Source organism: Pseudomonas sp. SJZ077, from assembly GCF_007993905.1.
Taxonomy (GTDB): Bacteria; Pseudomonadota; Gammaproteobacteria; order Pseudomonadales; family Pseudomonadaceae; genus Aquipseudomonas; species Aquipseudomonas mandelii.
This window is the reverse complement of record NZ_VIUJ01000008.1, coordinates 228,396-249,890: the sequence shown is the minus strand read 5'-3', so window position 1 is coordinate 249,890 and position 21,495 is coordinate 228,396. Positions and strand designations below refer to the sequence as shown.

20 protein-coding genes and 3 pseudogenes are annotated in these 21,495 nt (G+C 59.3%); 9 read left to right on the top strand and 14 right to left on the bottom strand.

The window, feature by feature from the left end; all coding sequences use genetic code 11:
* Nucleotides 1-330 precede the first annotated feature (330 nt).
* Nucleotides 331-684, top strand: a complete 354-nt coding sequence (locus FBY01_RS15020; protein ID WP_145308165.1) for a DUF6124 family protein — start codon at nt 331-333, stop codon at nt 682-684.
* A 285-nt stretch (nt 685-969) separates the two neighbouring features.
* Here FBY01_RS15020 and FBY01_RS15015 read toward each other — a convergent pair.
* From FBY01_RS15015 to FBY01_RS15005, 3 genes and pseudogenes are all read right to left on the bottom strand, one after another.
* Nucleotides 970-1,122: pseudogene (locus tag FBY01_RS15015) on the bottom strand (curlin); the annotation flags it as partial.
* Between the two features lie 147 nt (nt 1,123-1,269).
* Nucleotides 1,270-1,650, bottom strand: a complete 381-nt coding sequence (locus FBY01_RS15010) for a hypothetical protein (RefSeq protein ID WP_145308169.1) — start codon at nt 1,648-1,650, stop codon at nt 1,270-1,272.
* Entirely contained in the window at nt 1,647-2,987 is a 1,341-nt protein-coding gene (locus FBY01_RS15005) for a hypothetical protein (RefSeq protein WP_145308171.1), read from the bottom strand. The genes FBY01_RS15010 and FBY01_RS15005 overlap by 4 nt, the downstream gene beginning before the upstream one ends.
* 644 nt (nt 2,988-3,631) lie before the next feature.
* Between FBY01_RS15005 and FBY01_RS15000 the strand changes: the two genes are divergently transcribed.
* Nucleotides 3,632-3,991 carry a DUF6124 family protein gene (locus FBY01_RS15000; RefSeq protein WP_077750526.1) on the top strand — a complete coding sequence of 120 codons (360 nt, stop codon included), beginning with the start codon at nt 3,632-3,634 and terminating at the stop codon, nt 3,989-3,991.
* 285 nt (nt 3,992-4,276) lie between these two features.
* Here the strand turns inward: FBY01_RS15000 and FBY01_RS14995 are convergent, their stop codons facing one another.
* From FBY01_RS14995 to FBY01_RS14980, 4 genes are read right to left on the bottom strand one after another with little or no spacing between them, the layout of a single operon-like run.
* Nucleotides 4,277-5,728, bottom strand: a complete 1,452-nt coding sequence (locus FBY01_RS14995; RefSeq protein WP_145308173.1) for a curlin — start codon at nt 5,726-5,728, stop codon at nt 4,277-4,279.
* Between the two features lie 27 nt (nt 5,729-5,755).
* Nucleotides 5,756-6,217: a curlin gene (locus FBY01_RS14990; RefSeq protein ID WP_077750527.1), complete on the bottom strand. Its 462-nt coding sequence runs from the start codon at nt 6,215-6,217 to the stop codon at nt 5,756-5,758.
* 60 nt (nt 6,218-6,277) lie between these two features.
* Nucleotides 6,278-8,524 carry an Ig-like domain-containing protein gene (locus FBY01_RS14985; protein WP_010455667.1) on the bottom strand — a complete coding sequence of 749 codons (2,247 nt, stop codon included), beginning with the start codon at nt 8,522-8,524 and terminating at the stop codon, nt 6,278-6,280.
* 35 nt (nt 8,525-8,559) lie between these two features.
* Nucleotides 8,560-9,906 (bottom strand): hypothetical protein, encoded by a 1,347-nt coding sequence (locus FBY01_RS14980; RefSeq protein ID WP_083376373.1) that lies wholly within the window; start codon nt 9,904-9,906, stop codon nt 8,560-8,562.
* A 292-nt stretch (nt 9,907-10,198) separates the two neighbouring features.
* Between FBY01_RS14980 and FBY01_RS14975 the strand changes: the two genes are divergently transcribed.
* The 5 genes and pseudogenes from FBY01_RS14975 to FBY01_RS14960 all read left to right on the top strand — a co-directional run bounded on the left by FBY01_RS14975 (nt 10,199) and on the right by FBY01_RS14960 (nt 15,452).
* Nucleotides 10,199-11,647 carry a HAMP domain-containing sensor histidine kinase gene (locus tag FBY01_RS14975; protein WP_145308175.1) on the top strand — a complete coding sequence of 483 codons (1,449 nt, stop codon included), beginning with the start codon at nt 10,199-10,201 and terminating at the stop codon, nt 11,645-11,647.
* A 185-nt stretch (nt 11,648-11,832) separates the two neighbouring features.
* Nucleotides 11,833-12,243, top strand: a pseudogene (locus FBY01_RS31575) (copper oxidase); the annotation flags it as partial.
* A pseudogene (locus FBY01_RS31570) lies at nt 12,217-12,459 on the top strand (electron transporter SenC); the annotation flags it as partial. The pseudogenes FBY01_RS31575 and FBY01_RS31570, both read left to right, overlap by 27 nt.
* 103 nt (nt 12,460-12,562) lie before the next feature.
* Entirely contained in the window at nt 12,563-14,056 is a 1,494-nt protein-coding gene (locus FBY01_RS14965; RefSeq protein WP_145308179.1) for a sensor histidine kinase, read from the top strand.
* On the top strand, nt 14,025-15,452 hold the full coding sequence (locus tag FBY01_RS14960; RefSeq protein ID WP_145308181.1) for a sigma-54 dependent transcriptional regulator: 1,428 nt from the start codon (nt 14,025-14,027) through the stop codon (nt 15,450-15,452). The genes FBY01_RS14965 and FBY01_RS14960 overlap by 32 nt, the downstream gene beginning before the upstream one ends.
* A gap of 3 nt (nt 15,453-15,455) precedes the next feature.
* Here the strand turns inward: FBY01_RS14960 and FBY01_RS14955 are convergent, their stop codons facing one another.
* The gene (locus FBY01_RS14955; protein ID WP_083376379.1) at nt 15,456-15,842 is read right to left on the bottom strand and encodes a hypothetical protein; all 387 of its coding nucleotides are present in this window, start codon (nt 15,840-15,842) and stop codon (nt 15,456-15,458) included.
* Between the two features lie 179 nt (nt 15,843-16,021).
* Here FBY01_RS14955 and FBY01_RS14950 point away from each other — a divergent pair, with 179 nt between their 5' ends.
* Nucleotides 16,022-16,834, top strand: a complete 813-nt coding sequence (locus tag FBY01_RS14950; RefSeq protein ID WP_145308183.1) for a bifunctional 2-polyprenyl-6-hydroxyphenol methylase/3-demethylubiquinol 3-O-methyltransferase UbiG — start codon at nt 16,022-16,024, stop codon at nt 16,832-16,834.
* Between the two features lie 13 nt (nt 16,835-16,847).
* On the opposite strand, the gene FBY01_RS14945 is transcribed toward FBY01_RS14950, so the two are convergent.
* The 5 genes from FBY01_RS14945 to FBY01_RS14925 all read right to left on the bottom strand — a co-directional run bounded on the left by FBY01_RS14945 (nt 16,848) and on the right by FBY01_RS14925 (nt 20,308).
* Nucleotides 16,848-17,156: an addiction module antidote protein gene (locus FBY01_RS14945; protein ID WP_010455651.1), complete on the bottom strand. Its 309-nt coding sequence runs from the start codon at nt 17,154-17,156 to the stop codon at nt 16,848-16,850.
* Between the two features lie 2 nt (nt 17,157-17,158).
* Nucleotides 17,159-17,452 (bottom strand): type II toxin-antitoxin system RelE/ParE family toxin, encoded by a 294-nt coding sequence (locus tag FBY01_RS14940; RefSeq protein WP_145308185.1) that lies wholly within the window; start codon nt 17,450-17,452, stop codon nt 17,159-17,161.
* A 490-nt stretch (nt 17,453-17,942) separates the two neighbouring features.
* Nucleotides 17,943-18,635 carry an N-acetyltransferase gene (locus FBY01_RS14935; RefSeq protein ID WP_145308187.1) on the bottom strand — a complete coding sequence of 231 codons (693 nt, stop codon included), beginning with the start codon at nt 18,633-18,635 and terminating at the stop codon, nt 17,943-17,945.
* Between the two features lie 115 nt (nt 18,636-18,750).
* Complete coding sequence (locus FBY01_RS14930) at nt 18,751-19,542, bottom strand: ChbG/HpnK family deacetylase (protein ID WP_145308189.1); 792 nt, start codon at nt 19,540-19,542, stop codon at nt 18,751-18,753.
* Nucleotides 19,514-20,308: a GNAT family N-acetyltransferase gene (locus FBY01_RS14925; protein ID WP_224795530.1), complete on the bottom strand. Its 795-nt coding sequence runs from the start codon at nt 20,306-20,308 to the stop codon at nt 19,514-19,516. Before FBY01_RS14925 ends, FBY01_RS14930 begins: the two co-directional genes overlap by 29 nt.
* A gap of 277 nt (nt 20,309-20,585) precedes the next feature.
* On the opposite strand from FBY01_RS14925, the gene FBY01_RS32235 reads away from it, so the two are divergent.
* A complete protein-coding gene (locus tag FBY01_RS32235) occupies nt 20,586-20,672 on the top strand; it encodes a hypothetical protein (RefSeq protein WP_224795531.1) in 87 nt (28 codons plus the stop codon).
* A gap of 63 nt (nt 20,673-20,735) precedes the next feature.
* On the opposite strand, the gene FBY01_RS14920 is transcribed toward FBY01_RS32235, so the two are convergent.
* The gene (locus tag FBY01_RS14920) at nt 20,736-21,425 is read right to left on the bottom strand and encodes an N-acetyltransferase (RefSeq protein ID WP_145308191.1); all 690 of its coding nucleotides are present in this window, start codon (nt 21,423-21,425) and stop codon (nt 20,736-20,738) included.
* Between the last annotated feature and the right edge of the window lie 70 nt (nt 21,426-21,495).

Below are 21,495 nucleotides of genomic sequence, written 5' to 3'. Positions count from 1 at the left end.
CGGCATTCATCTGGGGGCATCGCCTCCGGTCGGCTTCGCTTCGACCTCCTCTCGATGTGTGCGGCTTCGCCGCACGGCGCTACGCGCCCACCCCCAGATGAACGCCTCCACTCGGCCTCCCGACGGGGCGAGCAGATCAAGATCAAAAGCAGGCGAGCTAACGCTCGGCCTAATGAGTGGTGAAAAGCGAAGCGTGTACACCGAACCCCTTGTAGGAGCGAGGCTTGCCCGCGAAGGCGGCCTGACAGCCGACCAATCTCTTGCAGGTACCCACATTCCACTGTAGGAGTGAGCCTGCTCGCGATGGCAGCCTGACAGCCGACCAATCTCTTGCAGGTACACCCATTCCACTGTAGGAGCGAGGTTTCCCCCTACGATCCCCTCGACCCCAAAAAGCTCAACGAAGCCGCCGACCGTGCGCTGGATCACTATCTCAATCCGCTGAAAAGCGCGATCCCGCCACGCAAGCCCAGCACCATTTACCTCATCGCCCCGGATATCGACACCGAAACCCTGTTGGTCAATGCCTGCGAATCCCTGGCTTCAGCCAGTGTCATGGCCAGCGACTTCGCGGGGTTTCTCGAAGGCCCGCAACGCAACACGATGCTGGCCCTTCAGCAAATCATCATGCTGGGCGAACTGGCGGTGAATCGGGCGCTGGATAACGTCGTTCCGCAGGCGTAAACGCTGAGTCTGGAGCGGGAGGGTTTCTGTGGCGAGGGAGCTTGCTCCCGCTCGGCGGCGAAGCCGTCGTAAAACCAGTGAATGCGGTGTGTCAATGGAGATGCGTTTGCCGGGTTTAGGTCTGCTGCGCAGCCCAGCGGGAGCAAGCTCCCTCGCCACAGTATGAGTTCATCAAGTGGGCCGCGAATCGTTCGAAAGCGGCTTGTCAGGCATCCAATTCGTCGCAGCCTCACACAAAAAAACCGCGACCCACCCCCGAGGGCCGCGGTTTTTTATGCCTTGCGATTACTGCTGCAGCACAGTCGCCCGGTTGTCACTGCCCAACTGCTGAACCGTCGCCATTTGGGTCACGCCGCTCTGATCAACACTGGCCGTGTTGCCGGTGCCGTTGGTGGTGCCCTGTGCCAGGTTGGTGGTGCCGCGCTGATTGGCGATCAAGAATATGTGACAGATTTATTTGTACTTGGACTGCTTCACTTCGACTTACAGGCGATGTCTTTGTATTTTTCAAGCCTGAGTTCGGCTCGCAGTTTCGGATCGCATAGTTCTTTTAAACACAGGCGTCCGTCCGCTCCCTTGACTCCGCTAAACCAGGCCCGTGTATTTGGCCCAACCACACATTGCAAACATCCAGGCAACGCAGAACAAATTGATGTGGCCAGGAATTACAATCCAAGGCCGCAGGTGCGCAGGAAACGTGCTCACTTCTTCAATTGCGACGGGATCTAAACGGCGCTGATATTTGAATACCAATAGGGAATAGACCATTCCCATACTTCCTAGCCGGCTCAAGAAGCTATCGAACGGTTCAAATCGGTATTGCTTGACCAGATTCGATTTCACAAAGTGCGCCTGGCATTCTTCTGCTTTGACGTAGGCTGCGTATACCGATACCGCTGTGTTCACCAACATCACTGCCGCCCAAAGTAAACAAGACGCCAAAAATGTCCAGTCATGCTGACTCATGGAGCGGTAACCTGATAAAGCATTTCGCCGGCAACTTCACCGAGAACGGCCCCCCCGTCTGCGGTACCGGCGATCACGGCCCCACTCACCATCAACATACAAACGAGTCCACCTAACCCTGCCGTTCCAGCGCCGATCGCAGCACAGGTTGCAGGGGCAACCAGAGGGGCCAGTCGGCCAGCCGCTATGCCTCCCAAAACATTGCCAGACAATTTCGAGCCCTCCACAAACTTCACCTGACGACACTCCTCTTCACGCCCACTGCGGCAAGCCTCGCTAATTTTCATTGCCGCTGAACCTGCTCCCAGAGCAATCGCCACGTAACCACCTGTCTTCATATATTTAACGGCTTGAGAAACTGCTGAGATGTTCGTTGCGTATCCTGGTAACTGAGTTGGAGAACCTGCTTTGTTCCAATGATGAATAGTTTTACGAGACGAAAGCCCCAACGCTTTTTTGAGCTTGGGATGATCGGCGAGTCCGAGTCCCTTGCGCACCAAAGGCCCGAATCCGGCGTCCAGTTTCGCCATCAGGCGTTTGCGACGAGCAAAAAATTCTGGTGAATGAAGATGACGATGTTGTTGGTACTGCTCTTGATGTAGGCGTTCCAATTCTTTGAGAGTGTCTCCGAGGTCTTCCAAGTGACGACTGATCATAAACGATGCCACGCCTAGTCCACCGGAAGTGATACCTAGAAACGGTTCTATGACCTCATGGTGCTCAACCAAGAACGAAGCCTCTTCATCACTCAGATCCTTAAGCGCGTCGTTGACCTTCTGTGCCGCGATCATCATCTGCGCCTCTTCACGCCCACACATGTAATGCCGTGAGTCGCTGAAGATCACCATTTGCCCCGGCTTCACGTGCTCACCCAGATGGCGGTTGAGCGAACGGAATTCGCGACGTAACGCATCGCTGGGCGGGTTCTCGTACAACGAGCGTACCAGTGATTCAAGACTCATGGGCTTCTCAATAATGTGAAACCCCGACTCCGCCGGTTTGGGCTGCGTGAAGGCGTGATCTTCGACCAGATGTTGCGCCGGGGGTGGTTCGGGTTGGGTCTTGAACCCATTCCATGAGCCGCCCCCGTTATCCGAATTGACGCGAGGCGTGACGACTGCCCAATCGCCGCTGCTCACGGCGTTGATCAGTTTCTGCTGGTGGGCGGCTTGCATGTAGTTGGAGCGGTTGGCGCCAACGGCATTCAGCAGGTCGTCGAAGCCTTGCACGTCGTACGGGTAGTTGAGGGCTTGGCGAAGAGCGTCGGCAGCTTGATGGCTATCGAGTACCTGGCCGCGCTCGCCGCCGAGTTGGTGTTGGGGGATGAGTTTTGTCACGCGTTGTGCCCGGTCCTTGGAAATGGGGCACTTTGGCGATGGGGCTTGTGGGTGGATGCCGGCGGATTCGGTTTGGCTTGTAGGGGAAGTCCGAATTTTTCGCGGTGTTTGGGGGAGGGTGGTTTATCTGCCCTGCGATGGCGGCCTAACAGCCGACCATTTTCTTTCAGGCATGCACCAAACCTTGTGGGAGCGAGCCTGCTCGCGATGGGGGTGTGTCATTCAACGTTGATTTCGGCTGATCCAATGCCATCGCGAGCAGGCTCACTCCTACAGGGAATGTGTGCTGATTTGAGGGTGTGTTTAATTGTGTTTAGCGTTACTTCCTGAAAGCTACAGTTCCTTGCGCCGTTGCCTACGACTGCGCCAGAATCCGCCGGCTTGTGCGCTTTGTTCCTGGTCTTTATCGTTTCCGGGTCGCTGAGAGCGGCCGGGTTTAGCGACCTGAACAGGTATAAGCGCAACAACGCTCTATCTTTATTGCAGGCGGATGTCTGCAGTTTCGATATGGTGGCTGTGCGCGGGAGACCCTCGGGTCTGCCGGGTCTTATACCTCTCGGTTCGCTAACCTGCGTACAGCCGCCACCCTTACTTGTTTAGCGACAGGTGCCGGTGGTTCCAACAGGTATAAATGGAGATTCACCATGTTCAAAGCCACACCCAACCCCCCGCAATCCGACGACGTTTCCCCCTACGATCCCCTCGACCCCAAAAAACTCAACGAAGCCGCCGACCGTGCGCTGGATCACTATCTCAATCCGCTGAAAAGCGCGATCCCGCCACGCAAGCCCAGCACCATTTACCTCATCGCCCCGGATATCGACACCGAAACCCTGTTGGTCAACGCTTGCGAATCCCTGGCTTCAGCCAGTGTCATGGCCAGCGACTTCGCCGGGTTTCTCGAAGGCCCGCAACGCAACACGATGCTGGCCCTTCAGCAAATCATCATGCTGGGCGAGCTGGCGGTGAATCGGGCGCTGGATAACGTCGTTCCGCAGGCGTAAACGCTGAGTCTGGAGCGGGAGGGTTTCTGTGGCGAGGGAGCTTGCTCCCGCTCGGCGGCGAAGCCGTCGTAAAACCAGTGAATGCGGTGTGTCAATGGAGATGCGTTTGCCGGGTTTAGGTCTGCTGCGCAGCCCAGCGGGAGCAAGCTCCCTCGCCACAGTATGAGTTCATCAAGTGGGCCGCGAATCGTTCGAAAGCGGCTTGTCAGGCATCCAATTCGCCGCAGCCTCACACAAAAAAACCGCGACCCACCCCCGAGGGCCGCGGTTTTTTATGCCTTGCGATTACTGCTGCAGCACAGTCGCCCGGTTGTCACTGCCCAACTGCTGAACCGTCGCCATTTGGGTCATGCCGCTCTGATCAACACTGGCCATGTTCCCGGTACCGCCCTGGGTCACGTAGGCGACGTTCATGGTGTCAGCCTGTTTGACGCTGATCATGTTGTCGCTGCCATACAGCTGCGTGGTGAATGCCTGGTTGCCCGTGCCGGACTGGTCGAACTCGGTGGTGTTGCCGGTGCCGTTGGTGGTGCCCTGGGCCAGGTTGGTGGTGCCGCGCTGGTCGGCGATCAGGATGTTGTCGCTGCCGTTCTGGTCGAAGTACAGCTCGTTATAGGAGTCGGCCTGGCTGATGGTGGTTTTGTTGCCAGTGCCGGTCTGGTTGGTGGTCATGATGTGGCCGACGCCATCCTGGTTGAAGCTGGCGATGTTGCCGTTGCCGGCCTGGGTGACGGTCGCACGCTGGTTGCTGCCGAATTGGCCGCCCAGTTGCGGGCCTTTCCAGTTGCTGGCGTAGACCTTGTTTTCAGTGCCCACGGAGGTGGCGTTCAGCACATGGCTGTCGCCGCTCTGGTAGGTGAAGTGCACGTTGCCGGTGCCTTGCTGGTACAGCGCGAGCACCGAGCCGACGGAGTCGAACTGGTCGGCGTAGATGGCGTTGACGTCGCCAACTTGCAGGACCTGGGCGTTGTTGTTTTGGCCGAAGCTTTGGTCGACCACGGTTTCGTTGGTTTGTCCGTACTGGTTGACGGTGGCTTGACTATTAGCGGTTTGCCCGCCTTGCCAGACTTCACTGCCGTTGAAGTCGCCGAACTGGTTGATCGTGATGACGCCGCCGTTGCCGTCGCGTTGGTCGCCATAGGCATAGTTGCCTTCGCCGGCCTGGTTGATGCCGATCTCGCCGCCCATGTGCGCGATCTGCTCAGTGGTGCCGTAGTTGGCGGTGCCGTACTGGATGATCGTCGCGTTGTTGGCGATGCCCAGTTGAATCTGCTCGATATTGGCCTCGTTGGCGTCACCGAACTGGAAGGTCTGGCCTTTGGTGGCTTCCTGGCTGTCCTGATAGAGGAACGAGAAATTGCCGCTGCCCGTCTGTTGTTGCAGCGCCTGGTTTTCGCCCATGCCGATCGATTGACTGGCATGGCTGATGTTGAGACTGCCGACCTGTTGCTGGACGATGGTGCTGCCGTTCTCGAACAGTTGCTCAGCGTAACCGGCGTTAAAGTCGCCGGCCTGATCCTGGGTGATGGTGCCGGTGGCGGTGTCTTGCACCGCCATGGCATCGTTACCCTCGCCGAGTTGCTGTTGGGCTGCGGTACTGAACGGGGCCGCGGTCTGTTTCACTTCGGCAATGTTGGCGGTGCCGACCTGGGACTGGTTGGAAACGCTGTCGTCGGCCATTGCCTGGGCACTGACAATGACCAGGATGGCAGCGGTGAGGGGCGTCAGTTTGAACATGATGAAACCTCCAAGTGGTGCAGTGCTTTAGCGATATTGTTTGACCGAAACGCTCATGCCATTTCCCGACTGGGTCACGGCGCTTGAAAGTCCCGTACCGGCCTGGTCGATGCTGGCGTCGTTGTTATTGCCGTTCTGCGAAATCTGCGCGCGGTTGTGGCTGCCGTTTTGCGTGATTGAGGCGGCGTTGCCGGAACCTTGCTGGGTAATCAATGCCATGAGGTCGCTGCCTTGTTGCAGGATCCAGGCTTCCTGGTTACTGCCCGACTGGACGATGGTGCCGAGCAACGACTGGCCGTTCTGTTGCACCAGCGCCACGTTGGCCTGGCCGTTCTGGTCGATCAGCGCGTGCTGGCCAACCGGTGGAGGCAACTCGCCGAGGTCGGCGGAGGGTGCCAGGTCGTCGTTCTCCATCAAATCGTCGGCACGCGCGCCTGCACTGCTGCAAAGCAGAAGCAGGCAGAGCAGGGCGGCGGTCGGCGTTTTCATGGCGCTGTCCTGTGGGAAGAGGCCGGCCCCACCCACCGAATCGGCGGGTGGGGCGAGGGCTCAGTTGGAGATGACCGTCACGGTACGCACGGTGCCTTGGGACGAGGTGATGGTGGCTGTCGGGTTCGCCGACGGAATCACCGTGGTGCTGTTGCTCACCGTCAACCGCCAGCGACCGGTCACCGGCACCGTGGTTGTACCCAGAGTTGCCAGCCCTGTCGGGGTGCTGACCTTGACGGTGATGACGTTGCCGGTAATCACCGATGAGGTACCTGCAAAGTCCCAGGTGAAGCGGTTGTTGGAGCGCGCCGACACCGTGGCCGTGGTGACCGTGAAGGTTTCCGCAGCAGGCCGTGGCGAGACTTGCACCGTGACGGTAGCGGGAGCCGACAGGGCGCCGAAGCTGTCCCGGGCGACGTAGGTGAAGGTTGTGGTGAAGGCCGTAGTGACCGTCGCTGGTGGGGTGTAGGTGATGACGGTGCCGTCGGTGCTGACGCTGCCGCGATTGAGTGCCGGTTGGGTCAGGCTGGCGACGGCGAGCGGCACGTTGCCTTCCGGATCGGTGTCGTTGGCCAGCACGTTGATCGGTATCGCCACGCCGAGGGTCGCGATGCTGTCGGCGACGGCCACCGGAGACTGGTTGGGCGCCACGGTGATGGTCACGGTCGCCGGAGCGGTCGAGGCCAGGCCTTTGACGTCTTGAGCCTTGTAGGTGAAGGTCGCTGTCAGCGGTGCATTGACCACGGCTGGCGGGGTGTAGACCACCGAAGTCGTGCCGCTCAATGCCACGGTGCCTTGCCCGGCAGCCGGTGGGGTCAGCGCGGTAATGCTAAGCGGCGTGTTGCCATCGGGATCACTGTCGTTGGCCAGCAGGTTGAGGGTCAGCGGCACGCCGAAGCTGGTGCTGCCAGTGTCGGCGACTGAGAGCGGTGCCTGGTTCTCACCGGTATCCGGAGCCGTCCCGACCACCACGACAGGTTCGGTGTCACTGCCGCCAGCAGCGGATTTGACGGTGACGGTAGCCGGTGGCTGAGTCAGGTCTGCAATGGTCAGTCGTTGCAGGGTGCCGGATTTCGACAGACGTCCGTAACCTTGCGCAACCATGTCCGGCACGGCCACTTCATCCGTGGAGGTGGCCTCGATCAGCAGGCTGTGATCGCTCCAGTTGTAGCGAGCGGTCTGGATTTTCACCAGGTCAGTGACCTTGCTCGATACCGCCGTCGGCCGGGTGGTGCCCGACGGATTGGTGGCGGTGACGACCACGATCGAAGGCAGCGTGCCGCTGGCCAGGTGCTGACCGAAGAACCCGCCGTTGTTGTCGCCCAACAGGTTGGTCTGGCATGGCGAAAGTGGCGGACCCGGCACCAGAGCGATGGTTTCGCGAAAGCACAGGGTCGAACTGTTGTCTGATTTGGCGAAGACTTCGACCCGGGTGCTGGTGCCTGTACCCGAAGTGGTGCGCCGGTAAGTAGCGCGATCAACTTCCACGGGGGTTTGCGCACGGCTGTCCAGGACTTTACCGGACAAGTTGAACAAGTTGGTTTGAATGGTCCCGGCCGGACCTGTGATGCGGACGAAGTTGGTGTCATTGGGACTGCCGGTGACCTGTTCGGTGAGGTTCGGGTCGCCAACGTAGGTTTCGATGGCGCCGGTGTCCGGGTTCACCTCGGTATAAGGACCGTTGACGCTGCGCAGGAACGGCCCGATGTTGCCATTCAGCGTGCCGCTGAAATTTCCAGGCGCACCGATGCCGATGTCCCGGGTGATGTTGATGGCACGACGGCCAGGCGTGGTGACGTTGACCGTTTCGACCCCGTAAGGGTGAGTGATGGTGTACACCCCGGCAGTGGGCACCGAGACCCGAACGCGAATCCGCGCGAAGGCCACTTGATCGCCATCGAGCGGATTACCGCCACCGAATGCAGCCTCGATCCCGGCCACGTAGGCATCCAGTTCATAGCCGCTGTTGCCAATTTGCGGGATCGCAGTCTCAGCCAGGAACCAGAACGCTTCCGGCGGCCAGTTGTCGGGGAAGATCATTGGCTGGGCATCGTCGTAAATGCCCGGCTCAGCCAGCAGGATGCACATGTAGGCCGGCGGCACAGTGGTCCCTACCCGTGAGCTCACTGCCCGGGACTGGCACAGTTCCATCGAGAGTAAATTGTTGTCCTGATACCACATCGGGAATTTCCCGGTGGCGAAGGTATAAGGGCCGGGGTCGACAGCCGCGAGTTGCGCGAATGCACTGCCGGACAGCGATAGAGTCAGTCCCAGGGCGTTGAGCGCCAGGCGTGGCCAATTGTTCATGATGCCTCCTGATGAGGATCTGCGCATGTGAGCGTTCATTGCACGATGACCACTTCTTCGATGTCGCTGCCGCCATTGGATGACGTCACTCGAACCTTGGCGGGTGGAATCGGCGAGATGCCGGTCGCCAGGGATTTCACTGCGCCATCGCCACTCAGGGCGCCAATGGCGGCACCGCTGGCGGAGGTGGCGGTGAGCACTGGCGGCGAGGTTTCATCGCTGGTCGAGGCCACGAGCGTCAATTGCCCGGAGCTCAGGCTGTACTCGGCACGCTGGATCACCACAAGGTCGGTCAGGGGCATGGACAAGGTGGTCGGCGTGCTGCTGGGGATGGCCAGGTGATTGTCGGCCGTCACTTGCAGGGTGCTCGGCAACGTCGGGTTGTTCGAGGACTGCGCATACCAGTTTCCGGTGGTGTCAGCCTCGGTCAGGTGCAGCGCCGGGTTGTTGCTGTCCAGGGTCACAGTGGCTGGTGGCGGCGGGGCCATGACGAATACGTCTTGTTGGGCCACCGGGGCGCTTTCACCGGCCTTGCGCGAGTAGGTACTGCGCTGGGTGATCATCGGAGTCGGACGCACCACCGTCGATAACTTGCCGGAGATGGCCATTACCGTGGTGCGCAAGTCCAGTCCGTTCGGACCTTCGATGCGGATGTAGTTGGTATTGAAAGGGCTGCCGGTGAAGGCTTCCGAAAGGTTCGGGTCGCCGACGAATTGCTCCGCAGCACCGGTCACCGGATTGGTTTCGGTGTAAGGGCCGTTGACACTGCGCAGGAACGGTCCGATGTCACCCTTGAGAGCGCCGTCGTAGGTTTTCGGTGAGCCGATGCCGATGTCCCGGGTCATGTTGATCGCCCGCCGCCCGGGGGTGTCGACGTTGAATACATCGACGCCGTAGGGGTGGGTGATCACGTAGGTGCCAGCGGTGGGCACGTCCACCCGGATGCGGATGCGCGCAAAGCTGATTTGATCACCTTCGACCGGGTCGCCGCCGCTGAAGGCCGCTTCGATGGCACTGACGTAGGTCAGGTCGATGCCCCGGGCGGCATCGACAATGGCGCCGTCGCCTGTGAACCAGAATGCTTCGTCGGGGAAGTTGGTCGGAAAGACGACCGGTTGCGCATCATCAAAAACCCCGGGAGTCGGCAACAAGTTGCACATGTACGACTGTGCACCGGGAGCGCCGGGGACTCGCGAACTGACGGCCTTGGACAGGCACAGATCAAGGGTGCGGCCATGGGTGTCCTGATACCAGGCGGCAAACGAGCCGTTGGCTGGCACATAGGGACCGGGGTCGACCGCAAACAGCGCTGCCTGGGCAACACTTTGGGCGAGAGCGCTGACAACCAAGGCGGCCGCCGTTTTGGACAGTAAAGGGTGCATGAGTATTCCCTCTATCAGAGTACCTGCCCCGTAGGGATGGGTCAGTTGGGAGGGCTTCGGCAACTTCCATACCAATCTTTCAAAACGGCCGGTAGAGGCCCGCAGTGAAGGCGTGGAGCGCGCAAACGGTTTCGCGGGGGCGAGGGCGTAAGCGGGCGACTGTCCCCAGCATTGGGGGTAGGTGGGGGCAGTGGGGTATGTGGGGAATTGGGTGGGGGGGACAAAACCCGATGTCGGGCAAAGACCGGACAGTGGGCTATAACCCTATAGGGAGTTTCCGGGAACAACGTCCATGACCAGTCAGACCGTAACCCTTCAGAAAGAAGAGGGCGATATCCGCCTGAGCTCGCGCAAACAGCCGTTCAATCTGCTGCGCTGGTTCTCGCTGATCAGTATGGCCGTGATCGGCACGGTGGCCGTGGCGCTGGGGGCGGTGTCCACGCGGTTCGTGATTACCGAAAGCGTGCAGCGCGATGCCTTGCTCACCTCCCAGTTCATTCAAGCGATTGCCTCCGCCGAGGTGCGCCATGTCTCGATCCCCAACGTGCGAACCATGGGCGAGCTGCTGGACCCGCGCAAGGACAGGGATTTTCCTGACGTTGATCCGATGGCCCGCGCCAGTGCCCGTGGTGAATTCCTCGACCATATCCAGCATTTGCCAGACGTGATTCTGGCTAACGTTTATGCCCCTGACCGCATGGTGATCTGGTCCACCAACCCGGCACTGATGGGCACCACGATCCATGCCGACGAAGACCTGGACCAGGCCTTCGCTTCCAAGACTCCAGTGTCGGCCAGTTATCACAACGTCGACAAAAGCCGCATGGAGCAGAAGTTCATCACGCCCCCGGACTACATCTTCATAGAGAATTACATCCCGCTGTTCGATGCCGATGGCAATACCGTCACGGCGATGGTCGAGATCTACAAGGAACCCAGGGACCTGATCGATCGCATGGAGCGCGGCCTGGTACTGATCTGGCTGGCCACGGCCCTGGGCGGCGGACTGATTTATCTCGGGTTGTACTGGATCGTGCGCCGGGCAGCCATTTTGCTGGCAGTGCAACAAAAACAACTGATTACCAACGAAACCTTCGTGGCGCTCGGGGAGATGTCCTCGGCGGTGGCTCACAGCCTGCGCAACCCATTGGCGACCATACGCTCCAGCGCCGAACTGGCCCTGGAGTTCGACACTGGCCTGGCCCACAAGAACATCAACGACATCATCGGTCAGGTAGATCGCATGTCGAAGTGGGTCAGGGAATTGCTGCAGTCCTTACGCCCGCTCAATGATGACGCCGAGCCGGTGAACCTGGTGGCGGCCCTGCATGACAGCCTCATGGCCTTCGAGCATCAGATTGCCAAAGCCGGTGTGCAGGTGGTGTTCGAGCCGCAGGAGACGCCGATGGTGTTGAGCCAGCAGGTGCAGCTTACGCAGATCCTCAACAGCCTGTTGGCCAATGCCGTGGAAGCGATGGAACGGGGTGGCACACTGACCATTACCCTGGAGCCGACCGATACCCGGGGCATCGGCGTCGCCGTGTGCGACACCGGCAAAGGCATGAACGAAGAACAACGCCGGATGGCGTTCCGCCCATTCTTCACCACCAAGCAGGGCGGGCTGGGTGTCGGGTTGGTGCTGGTGAAGCGGATCATGGAGCGTTTCGGCGGCGGGGTAAGCCTGGGTAGCCGTGAAGGCGAGGGCACTTGCGTCCGTCTGTCGTTCAAGCGGATTCCCTGAACATGGGTGTGAACTTTCCCCGCTAGCGGGTACCAGGACCCAGTCGTTTCGCCGGTCGGGGTGCATCGTTGTTGATAAGCCATTGTTTTGTTATGTGTTAATGCTTTTGTATAAAAGTGTTATGGATCTGGCGAGCTCCTTGCAAAGCCACCACCACCTCCTTCATGACGTCGAGGCGGCTGGTGATGGACAGAAACGCGCGGCCCCCCTGCAAGTGGTTCGGCCTCCTGGCACCTTCGAGCGTCCTCCTGACAATGACGCTCGGCACCACGACGCTACAGGCCAGCCCGATCGATGACGAGCGACAGCCAGAACCTTCCGTCCCCTCGGCTTACTACGATGAACCGGCTGACGAAGCCGCGGCGCTGAACGCCATTTTGACCCTGCCCGAGGCCAACGCAGATTCCTTCGATTTGCCCGACGGCGTCAAAGGCAGCCGAGACACGACGCGCACGGAAAACATCCTGCCGCCTGCCATGCAGACCAGTTTCAACTACCCCACCAATGGCAAACCGAGCCCTCTCTTTGGCGCTCAGCCGTTCACTCAGCAGATGGTGTTGTTTGAGGCGTTCGGCCCGGACCTGGTCGGCGTGACGCGCCAACGGGATCTGGCCTGGCTCAACCGTTGGATTCGCGAACCGGACCGCATGCTCGCTGAAAAGGACCCGCTCGCGCTGGCACTGTTTGAACGTTTCGACAAAATCCCGATGCCCAACCTGCGTCTGGATGAGAATGCTGCGCAGTCAATTCTGGGGTTTTTGCAGGAAGAAACCGATCGCCAGCAACCGCTACAAGCGGCGCAGGTGCCATAGCGGCGAAATACTATCAGTGAAGCCGTCGACCACGATCAATGCCACCTACACTGATCCGAAACGTGACTGAAAAGGCTTGATGCAAGCACCCTGGACAAGACCCATGCAGATACTGAAACAACAAAAAGTACCTGCGCCGGACGCCCCGGCAGCAGAAGGCCAAAGTCGAAGTGGACAGTTCAATCTGCTGCGCTGGTTTTCGCTGGGAAGCTTTCTCATCATTGCGGCGGTGGCGATGGGGTTGGGTTATGTGTCCACGCGGTTTGTTGTCGATGAGAGCATCGAGCGTGATTCCATGCTGACTGCGCAATTCATTCAGGTCATCGGTGATGCGGAAATTCGCCACGCCGGCATCACCCTGAAAAGAACCATGGGCGAGATGCTCGATCCGCGCGAAGACAACGCCTATCCCGACGTAAACCCAGATGCCCGTGCCGCTGCCCGCATTGAGTTTCTCGATCACGTCGAACACTTGCCGGACACGCTGTTGGCGGTGGTGTATGCCCTGGATCGCACGGTGGTCTGGTCGACTAATCCACAGATGATCGGCATGCGCGTCGAAGGTGATGAAGAACTGGACGAATCCTTTGAAATGAAGGAACCGGTCTCCACCAGCTATCACCAGATCGACGAGGAACGCCCCGAACAGATGCTGTTGCGCGAGCCCAAGTACCTGTTCATCGAGAATTACATCCCGATGTTCAATGCCGACAAAAGCAAGGTCATTGCCATGGTCGAGATCTACAAGGAACCGGCGGACCTGGTGGAACGCATTCAGCGTGGCTTCAAGGCGATCTGGCTGGCGACCTTGCTCGGTGGCCTGCTTATCTACCTTGGGCTGTTCTGGATCGTGCGGCGTGCGTCCGTGTTGCTGCAGAGCCAGCAAAAACAATTGATCACTAACGAGACCTTCGTCGCCTTGGGAGAAATGTCCTCGGCCGTCGCCCACAGCTTGCGCAATCCGCTGGCGAACATACGCTCCAGCGCCGAACTGGCCCAGGAAATCGCCAGCCAGAGTGCGCAGAAAAACATCGGCGACATCATCAACCAGGTCGATCGCATGTCGCGCTGGGTCCGGGAGTTGCTGGTGTCGTTGCGGCCGATAAACGACGACTCCGAAACGGTGGACCTGGTGCTGGCCATTGATGACACCCTGAGCGCGTTTGACGCGCTGATCAGGCGCTCAAACGTGCACGTGCACTTCACACCGAAATCCTGTCCGCCGGTCGTCAGCCAACAGGTGCTGCTGACCCAGATTCTTAATAGCCTGTTCGCCAACGCCCTGGAGGCCATGCCCAAGGGCGGCATGCTCACTATCGCCATTGAACAACCCCGACCCGGACTGGTGCGCATGACCTTGAGCGATACCGGCAAAGGCATGAGCAAGCAGCAGCAAGAATCGGTCTTCAAGCCGTTTTTCACCACCAAACAGGGAGGGTTGGGCGTTGGCCTGGCCCTCGTCAAACGAATAATGGAGCGTTTCGAGGGCTCGGTCGAACTGACCAGCCAGGAGCAGGAAGGAACCCGCGTCTGTCTCAATTTCAAAGTGGCAACGGGAGGGGAATATGGAGCACAGCATACTGCTGGTCGAGGATGATGAACTCCTGGCCGAGAATATTCAGACCTACCTGGAGCGCAAAGACTTCGAGGTGACCGTCTGCCATTCGGCTGAAGAGGCGTTGGATAAACTGGGTGCGTTCACCCCTGATGTGGTGCTGACCGACAACTCGCTGCCGGGCATGAGCGGTCACGACCTGATCCAGAAGCTGCGCATCAGCGCGCCGGATCTGAAGGTGATCATGATGACCGGCTACGGCAACGTCGAAGATGCCGTGGTGGCGATGAAAGAGGGCGCTTTTCATTACGTCACCAAACCGGTGGCCTTGCCGGAGCTCAAACTGCTGCTGGACAAGGCCCTGGCCACTGATCGAATGGAGCGCACGCTGTCGTTTTATCAGGAGCGCGAGGCGCAGAAGTCAGGCGTACAGGCATTGATCGGCGAATCGGCGCCGATGCAATATTTGAAAAACACCATTACCCAGTTGCTCGACGCCGAGCGGCGCATGGCCAACACCGACCTGCCGCCCGTGCTGGTGGAAGGCGAGACCGGTACCGGCAAGGAACTGGTGGCCCGGGCGCTGCACTTCGACGGTCCGCGCAGCAAAGGTCCGTTCATTGAATTCAACTGCGCGTCGATCCCTTCCAATCTGGTGGAGTCGGAACTGTTCGGCCACGAGAAGGGCGCCTTCACCGACGCCAAGGACCGTCGAGTTGGTCTGGTGGAAGCGGCCGATGGCGGCACGCTGTTCCTCGATGAAGTCGGTGAAATGGACCTGCTGCTGCAAGCCAAACTGCTGAAGCTGCTGGAAGACCGGACCATCCGCCGGGTCGGCTCGGTCAAAGAACGCAAGGTCGATTTGCGGGTAATCAGCGCGACCAACTGCAACCTCGAACAAATGGTGCAACAGGGCAAGTTCCGTCGTGACCTGTTCTTCCGTTTGCGCATTATTTCGATCAAGGTGCCGCGCCTGTATGCCCGCGGTGCCGATATCCTGCTGCTGGCCCGGCATTTCCTGGCGATCCACGGCAAACGCTATGGCAAATCGCACCTGCATTTCAGTGACCAGGCTGAAGAGTTGCTGCTCAGCTACAGTTGGCCGGGCAACGTGCGTGAATTGCGCAACATGCTTGAGCAAACCGTGTTGTTGGCGCAAAGCGATACGATTGCCGCCCATCAGCTCAACGTCTGCCTGAGCCTGGTGGATGATCCGATCGTGCTGCAAGAACCCCAGCACCACGAACCGAGACCGGCCTACAACGGCACCGAGTCGATGAACCTGCCGGAAGTCGAGCGCGACATGGTGCGCAAGATGCTCGACAAGACCGACTGGAACGTCACCAAGTCTGCACGCTTGCTAGGCCTGAGTCGCGACATGCTGCGTTACCGGATCGAAAAGCTCGGCCTCGCACGCCCGGACAAACGCCAGTGGTGAGGTTTATTGCAATGTAGCCCCCTGACGGATGAGGCATTCGAGCACGCATGTGGGGTCGAGGACTTCCTGGTTGACGTAGACGCCACGTACCGGATCGTAGGAGCGGATGAATACCCGGACTGAGGCATCCGCGACGGTCGGTAATATTGAGTCGTGGAACTCATGCTGGCTGGCAATCGGGATGAAATCCTGAGGTGCGGTCGGGATGTATGACCGAGGCGGCACGGTGCTCAGGGAGGGCGGCACCGGGTGGGCGAAGGGCTGGTCGGCCCCGTAATAATTGAACTCACTGCTGTAGTCAGTGGTGGGTGTCAGGGTATCGTCCGCCTGGGCGCCGGTGAGGGCGGTCAGGCTGAGGGCGAACAACAGCGTCAGATCAGTTTTTTTCATGGCAACACCTGCGAAATCGGTTTTCCCGCACTTCCCCAAGGCCATTAACTATAGCTGCCCTACGGGCACGCGTTCGCGACGCCCGGATTACAACATTCCAACAAACGCCCAATGGGGTTTTTCAGCACCCTGATCTAGACTCGTGCCGGTCAACAATGACCCGGATTCTGGAGTGTGCAATGGAAATGCCGACCAAAGAAAATGCCATCGCCAGCAACCGCGATGCCTGGAACGACTCCGCCCGACACCACAAGGACGCGCCCGATTGGCAGGCTCTGGTGGAGGCGGTCAGTCATCGCGATTTTTGCTGCATCGATGACACACTTCGCGGTGTACTGGAGCAGGTCGGCGTCGATGGCAAGGACGTGGTGCAACTGGGCTGCAACAACGGACGGGAAAGTCTTTCGCTGTTTGCGCTGGGGGCTCGCAGCGTGGTGGGCGTCGACCAGTCCGACGCGTTTCTCGATCAGGCGCGGGAACTGGCTGGACTCTCACCCCATGAGCCCGAATTCATCGAGGCCGACATTCATCACCTGCCGGCTGAATTGCATGACCGCTTCGACGTGGCGCTGATCACCATCGGCGTCTTGAACTGGATGCCCGACATCGGCGAATTCTTCCACCATGTCGCGCAGACCCTCAAGCCCGGCGGTGCGTTGGTGGTGTACGAAACCCACCCCTTCCTGGAAATGGTCGACCCCGAGGCCGCCGATCCCTATCGTCTGGACAGCTCGTACTTTCGCAGCGAGCCGTTCGTGCAGGACCAGCCGATCGTCTACGAAGGCAAAGTCGACCAGCACACCGCGTCGTCCTACTGGTTCGTCCACACCCTGGGCGCCATCTTCACCGGCGCCATCGAGGCGGGACTGCAGATCAGCCATTTCAAGGAGTACCCGCATTCCAACCGCGAGGAACTCTATGACCGGTATGAGCGGCAGACGGCGCAGTTGCCGTTGTGTTTTACGTGGGTGGGGGTGAAGCGAGCAGCCTAGCCAGAAGAATCTCTCAAAGCACCGAGTGATTGATCGAATGACCTGGCTGCGCACAGAGATCGATGCCGAGGGCATGGATGACCTTCAAAACCGTATCAAAGCGTGGTTTTGCACCGGGCGCGAAGGCCTTGTACAGGCTTTCGCGACCCATACCCGAGTCCTTGGCAATCTGTGTCATTCCGCGCGCTTTCACCACGTATCCGATAGCACGAAGAAATTCCTCGTTATCGCCCTCTGCGAGCACTTGTGAGAGGTACTCGCTAATGGCTTCGTCACTGTCCAGCAGTGCCGCCATATCGAAAGTAGTCAAAGTCTGGCTCATGTTTAAACCTCCTTTGCCAATTTTTTAGCCCGCCTGATATCGGCGGTTTGCGAAGATTTATCACCACCGGCCAAAAGCACAATGACGACACTGTTTCGCAAAGTGAAGTAGACCCGATAGCCGCCGCCGACGTCCACGCGCATTTCGGAAACGCCGTCTCCCACCGGTTTGATATCACCCAGGTTACCTGCAGAGGCACGATCAATGCGACGAGCGATAGCAATCTTCGCCCGCAAGTCACGAACTGAGGCATGCCATGCCACGAAGATCATAGTTTGTTGAACAATATAATTCATTGCTCAAATGTATCCACTTGGATACGAATGAGCAGTCAGGCGCTTCCTTCGCCAGGGATGGCTTTTCCCATAGATGTGTGGGACGTATCACGCTCTCAGCAGCGAAATCACCCGGCCCTCCTGTAGTTGATCGTCGTCGAACACAAAATCTGCGTGCGCTGAAGATCCACTGTAGGAGTGAGCCTGCTCGCGATAGCTCTCTGTCAGTCACATCAATGCCGAATGTGCTGCCGCCATCGCGAGCAGGCTCACTCCTACATTGGATCGTCGTCGGACACAAAATCTGCGTGCGCTGGAGATCCACTGTAGGAGCGAGCCTGCTCGCGATAGCTCTCTGTCAGTCACATCAATACCGAATGTGCCGCCGCCATCGCGAGCAGGCTCACTCCTGCATTGGATCGTCGTCGGACACAAAATCTTCGTGCGCTGAGGATCTACTGTGGGAGCGAGCCTGCTCGCGATGGCCGCAACTCGGTCTGTCTATCGGATATCAGGCGCTAGCCGCCCCTGTTACCACTGGCCGTCCCGGTTTGCGCAGCGGATCAAGCCGTGAGCCGGTGTAGCGGGTTTCGCGGTAGAAGCGCCAGAGTCCGAAAAGGCTGTAGACGTGGGTAACGCGACCCTGTTCGTGGTAGCCCATGCGGATGTGCAGCTTCAGGGCAGGGATGTTGTGGGTTTCGCAGACGTCCACCACCTTGTTGCAGCCTTGGGCTGCCATTGCTGCCCAGAGGTCTACCTGAGCATCCACCGACAGGCTGGTGCCGAAGTAGGGGCGGGCCATTTCGCCGCCGAACTCGAAGAACTCACCAGGTTTGACCGGGAACCAGCAGCCGTAATAGTGACGGTCGTGGTAGTCGCGGGCGCTGCCCCAGATGAACGCAACAGCGTGGCCTTCTTCGTCCAGATACATGTGCCCGGTGTGACCCTCGGTGGCGAGTTCGGCCATGGTCCCGACGCGGTCACCAAAATGCTTGCCGAAGGCGCTGGCGTTTTCGGGGGTGATGGTCACCATGCGCACGCCCGAATAAGGACGCAATTTGTGCGGCGGTACCGGGCTGATCAGGTCCCGTTCCATCCATAAAAGCTCCCAGTGGAAGAACACGTAGCGTTTCCACAGCGTGTTGAACGTGCGGCTCAGGCCCTTTTGTTTTATGCGTTCGCGAAGCTTTTCGATGATGCTCATGACGCTCTCCTTAGCCAAGGCCAGGGTGTGGGTGGAAACGCTTTTGTTGTGTATAGATCAAGCTTGAAAGTTCATGTCAAAGCGCCAGCTTTGAATATGTTGCAATGTATGTAACTCATTCGAGCGCGGCTTCACCGGTCACCAAATGGCCGTTCAAAGCACCATAGGAAGCCCGCGGTACACCGTGAAGACGCCGCTCTAGAACAAGGGTTAGAGACTCTTCTGGCTGCAAATAGGCATCACCGAAATCAGCGCCAAGCTGAGTCGGATGAGCCACGATTTCCAGCACACCGTCGGTCGGCATGGCTTCATTTCGCAGGTCCACCGGTGTGCACACATAATCCGCGGTCACACCCGCCAGGCTCTGCAAGCGATTATTCAGCAAGGTCTTGAACACGCGCTTGGGCAAGCTCAGGTTTTGCCCCAGATTGCGCGCAAGGCGCACGGGCACCCCTTGGCTCGCGGCGAAACGGGCGACGATCCCACCAATGGGCCAGATGTTGTGAACGTGTTGATGGGAATCGATGTGGCTGGGCCGTACACCGTTGTCCACGCAGCGTTGCCATTGGGCGTTGAGCTCCTCCAGCACTGCGTCGCGGTCCCCCCGGCTGAGCCAGAGGCGATGGCGGGACAGGTTGAGATCGAACACCCCATGGCTGTCACAGAAGTTCCTTCGACCCAGAATCGACTGACTCAACGGACGCCCATACGTGAGGTTGAAATGCAGGCCGATCCGGTCCTTGAGCAACGGATGCTGGGCCATGACGCACGCCGCTTCGAAGGCCGGCATATTGGCCATGGCCGTGGCGGAGCTGATCACCCCCGCCTGGAAGGCGCCCAGGATTACCGCGTTTTCGCACGGGCTGAGACCGAAATCGTCAGCGTTGACTATGACTTGGCGAGGCATGGTCGCCCTCCCTGTTTGTGTCGGTTGGCTTCGTTGCTTTGACCGCTGCGGCAACGGGTGCCGGTGCAGTGGCAACGGTCGCTGCTGCCCGTTTGGCTTGCCATTTCTGCAACAAGGGTTTGAGCCGCTGCCAGAGTCTCAGGGCCAGGCCCAGCGCCAGACCGCTGGGGCGCCAGGAATAGAAACTCCAGCGCCAGTGTTCGAGTTGCCCGGTCATGCGTTCGTGCAGTTGATGGCTGGAATTTTCCAGGCTCACCCGCGAGGCATCGATCCAGCGCCAGTGCTCGTCCAGCCCCCAGCGAATCCACTCGTCGAGCAGCACCCGACCGCTGCCCAGATCGGCGTATTGCGGCAGGAACGCCAGGTTGTAATCGTACAACCGGCCTTGCTCCAGCAACCCGAGGCGGTAGCTGATGCAGCGCCCGTCCAGCTCCAGCACCACGACCCGCACCAGCCCCTGTTCGGCGAGGGCGGTGAAGGCTCGGTCCATCCATTGTCGGTGACGTTCGTCGGCGAAAATCCCAACGCCTTCATCGCCTTTCCAACTGACCGCTTCAACTTCACTGATGGCCTGCAACAATGGGCCCATGGTCGACGCATCGGGGGTGATCCGTCGAACCTGGGCACCACAGGCTGCGATGCGTTTGCGTGCGCGGCGCAGTTTATAGCGGGGGTCACCCGAAACTTCCTGGTGGTCCGCGTCGCTGATCACGTGCACCGGCACCCGACAGCTGAGGCGCCGTTCACCGGTCGAGCTGTGCGCCATCCACTCGGTCAGCACGCTTTCTTCACCGACCGGTTCCGACAACTCGTTGAGTTGCAGCAGGGCATGGGGAAGTTGTCGGCGGATCTCGATCAATGCCTTGCGGATATTCTCCGAGTCCGTTTTTGCAAGGAGCGCGAGGCGGTCGGCAAGTGGGTATCCAAGGTGATGCAGCACGCGAAACGGCAGCCTGGCGAAACGCTCGACGGAGGCCACCAACGGCAAACACAAGACCAGCTCATGACCCTGCCAGCCGAGCAACACATGCAAGCGTTGCCCGGTGGTCAGGGCCTGTTCGGATGCACGCATCCAGGCCAGTGTGTTGAACGGTGTGTGGTCCGTCACTCGCAGACGCAACGCTTCATAAGCCGTTTCCGGGAAATCAGCGGCGCACAACGAAGTGCGCCATTCGAATCGTGCTGCCATAGGGTCAGCTCACCGCTGCTGTGGCGGGTTCACGTGCCGGTTTGCGCAAGGCATCCAGGCGTGAGCCGCTGTAATGGGTTTCGCGGTAGAAGCGCCAGCGACCAAACAGCTCGTAGACGTTCATGATCCGCCCTTGTTCCTTGTAGCCGGTGCGTATGTGCAGCTTGAGAGCAGGGACATTGTGGAACTCACAGACATCCACCACCGTGTGGCAACCCTGGGCAAGCATGGCTTTCCACAACTCCGTCTGCAGGTCCATCGAGAGTGCGGTGCCCCAATAGGCACGGGTCAGCTCGCCGCCGAATTCGAAGAACTCGCCTTCTTTCACCGGAAACCAGCAGCCGTAGTAGTGCTTGTCGTGATAGTTGCGCGCCGCGCCCCAGATGAAGGCCACCGCATCACCCTTATCGTCCAGATGCATATGCCCGGTGTAGCCTTCACGGGCCAGTTCGGCCATGGTCTCCACGCGGTCACCGAAGTAACGGGTGAACGCCACGGCGTTTTCCGGGGTGATGCGCACTACCTGCAGCGGCGGGTAGGGCCTGAGTTTGTAAGGCGGCACCGGAGTGACCAGATCGCGCTCCATCCACAACAGTTCCTGATGGAAAAACACGTAGTGCTTCCAGATTTTACTAAGGGTGGCGCGCAAACCTTTTTGTCTGATGTGTTGGCTGATTTTCTGCAAAACGCTCATGTTATTGACTCCTGACGGTCTCGGCCGCGAGTGGAGTGATGCGAGGTGCGGCCAATGGCCGATTTCGCTA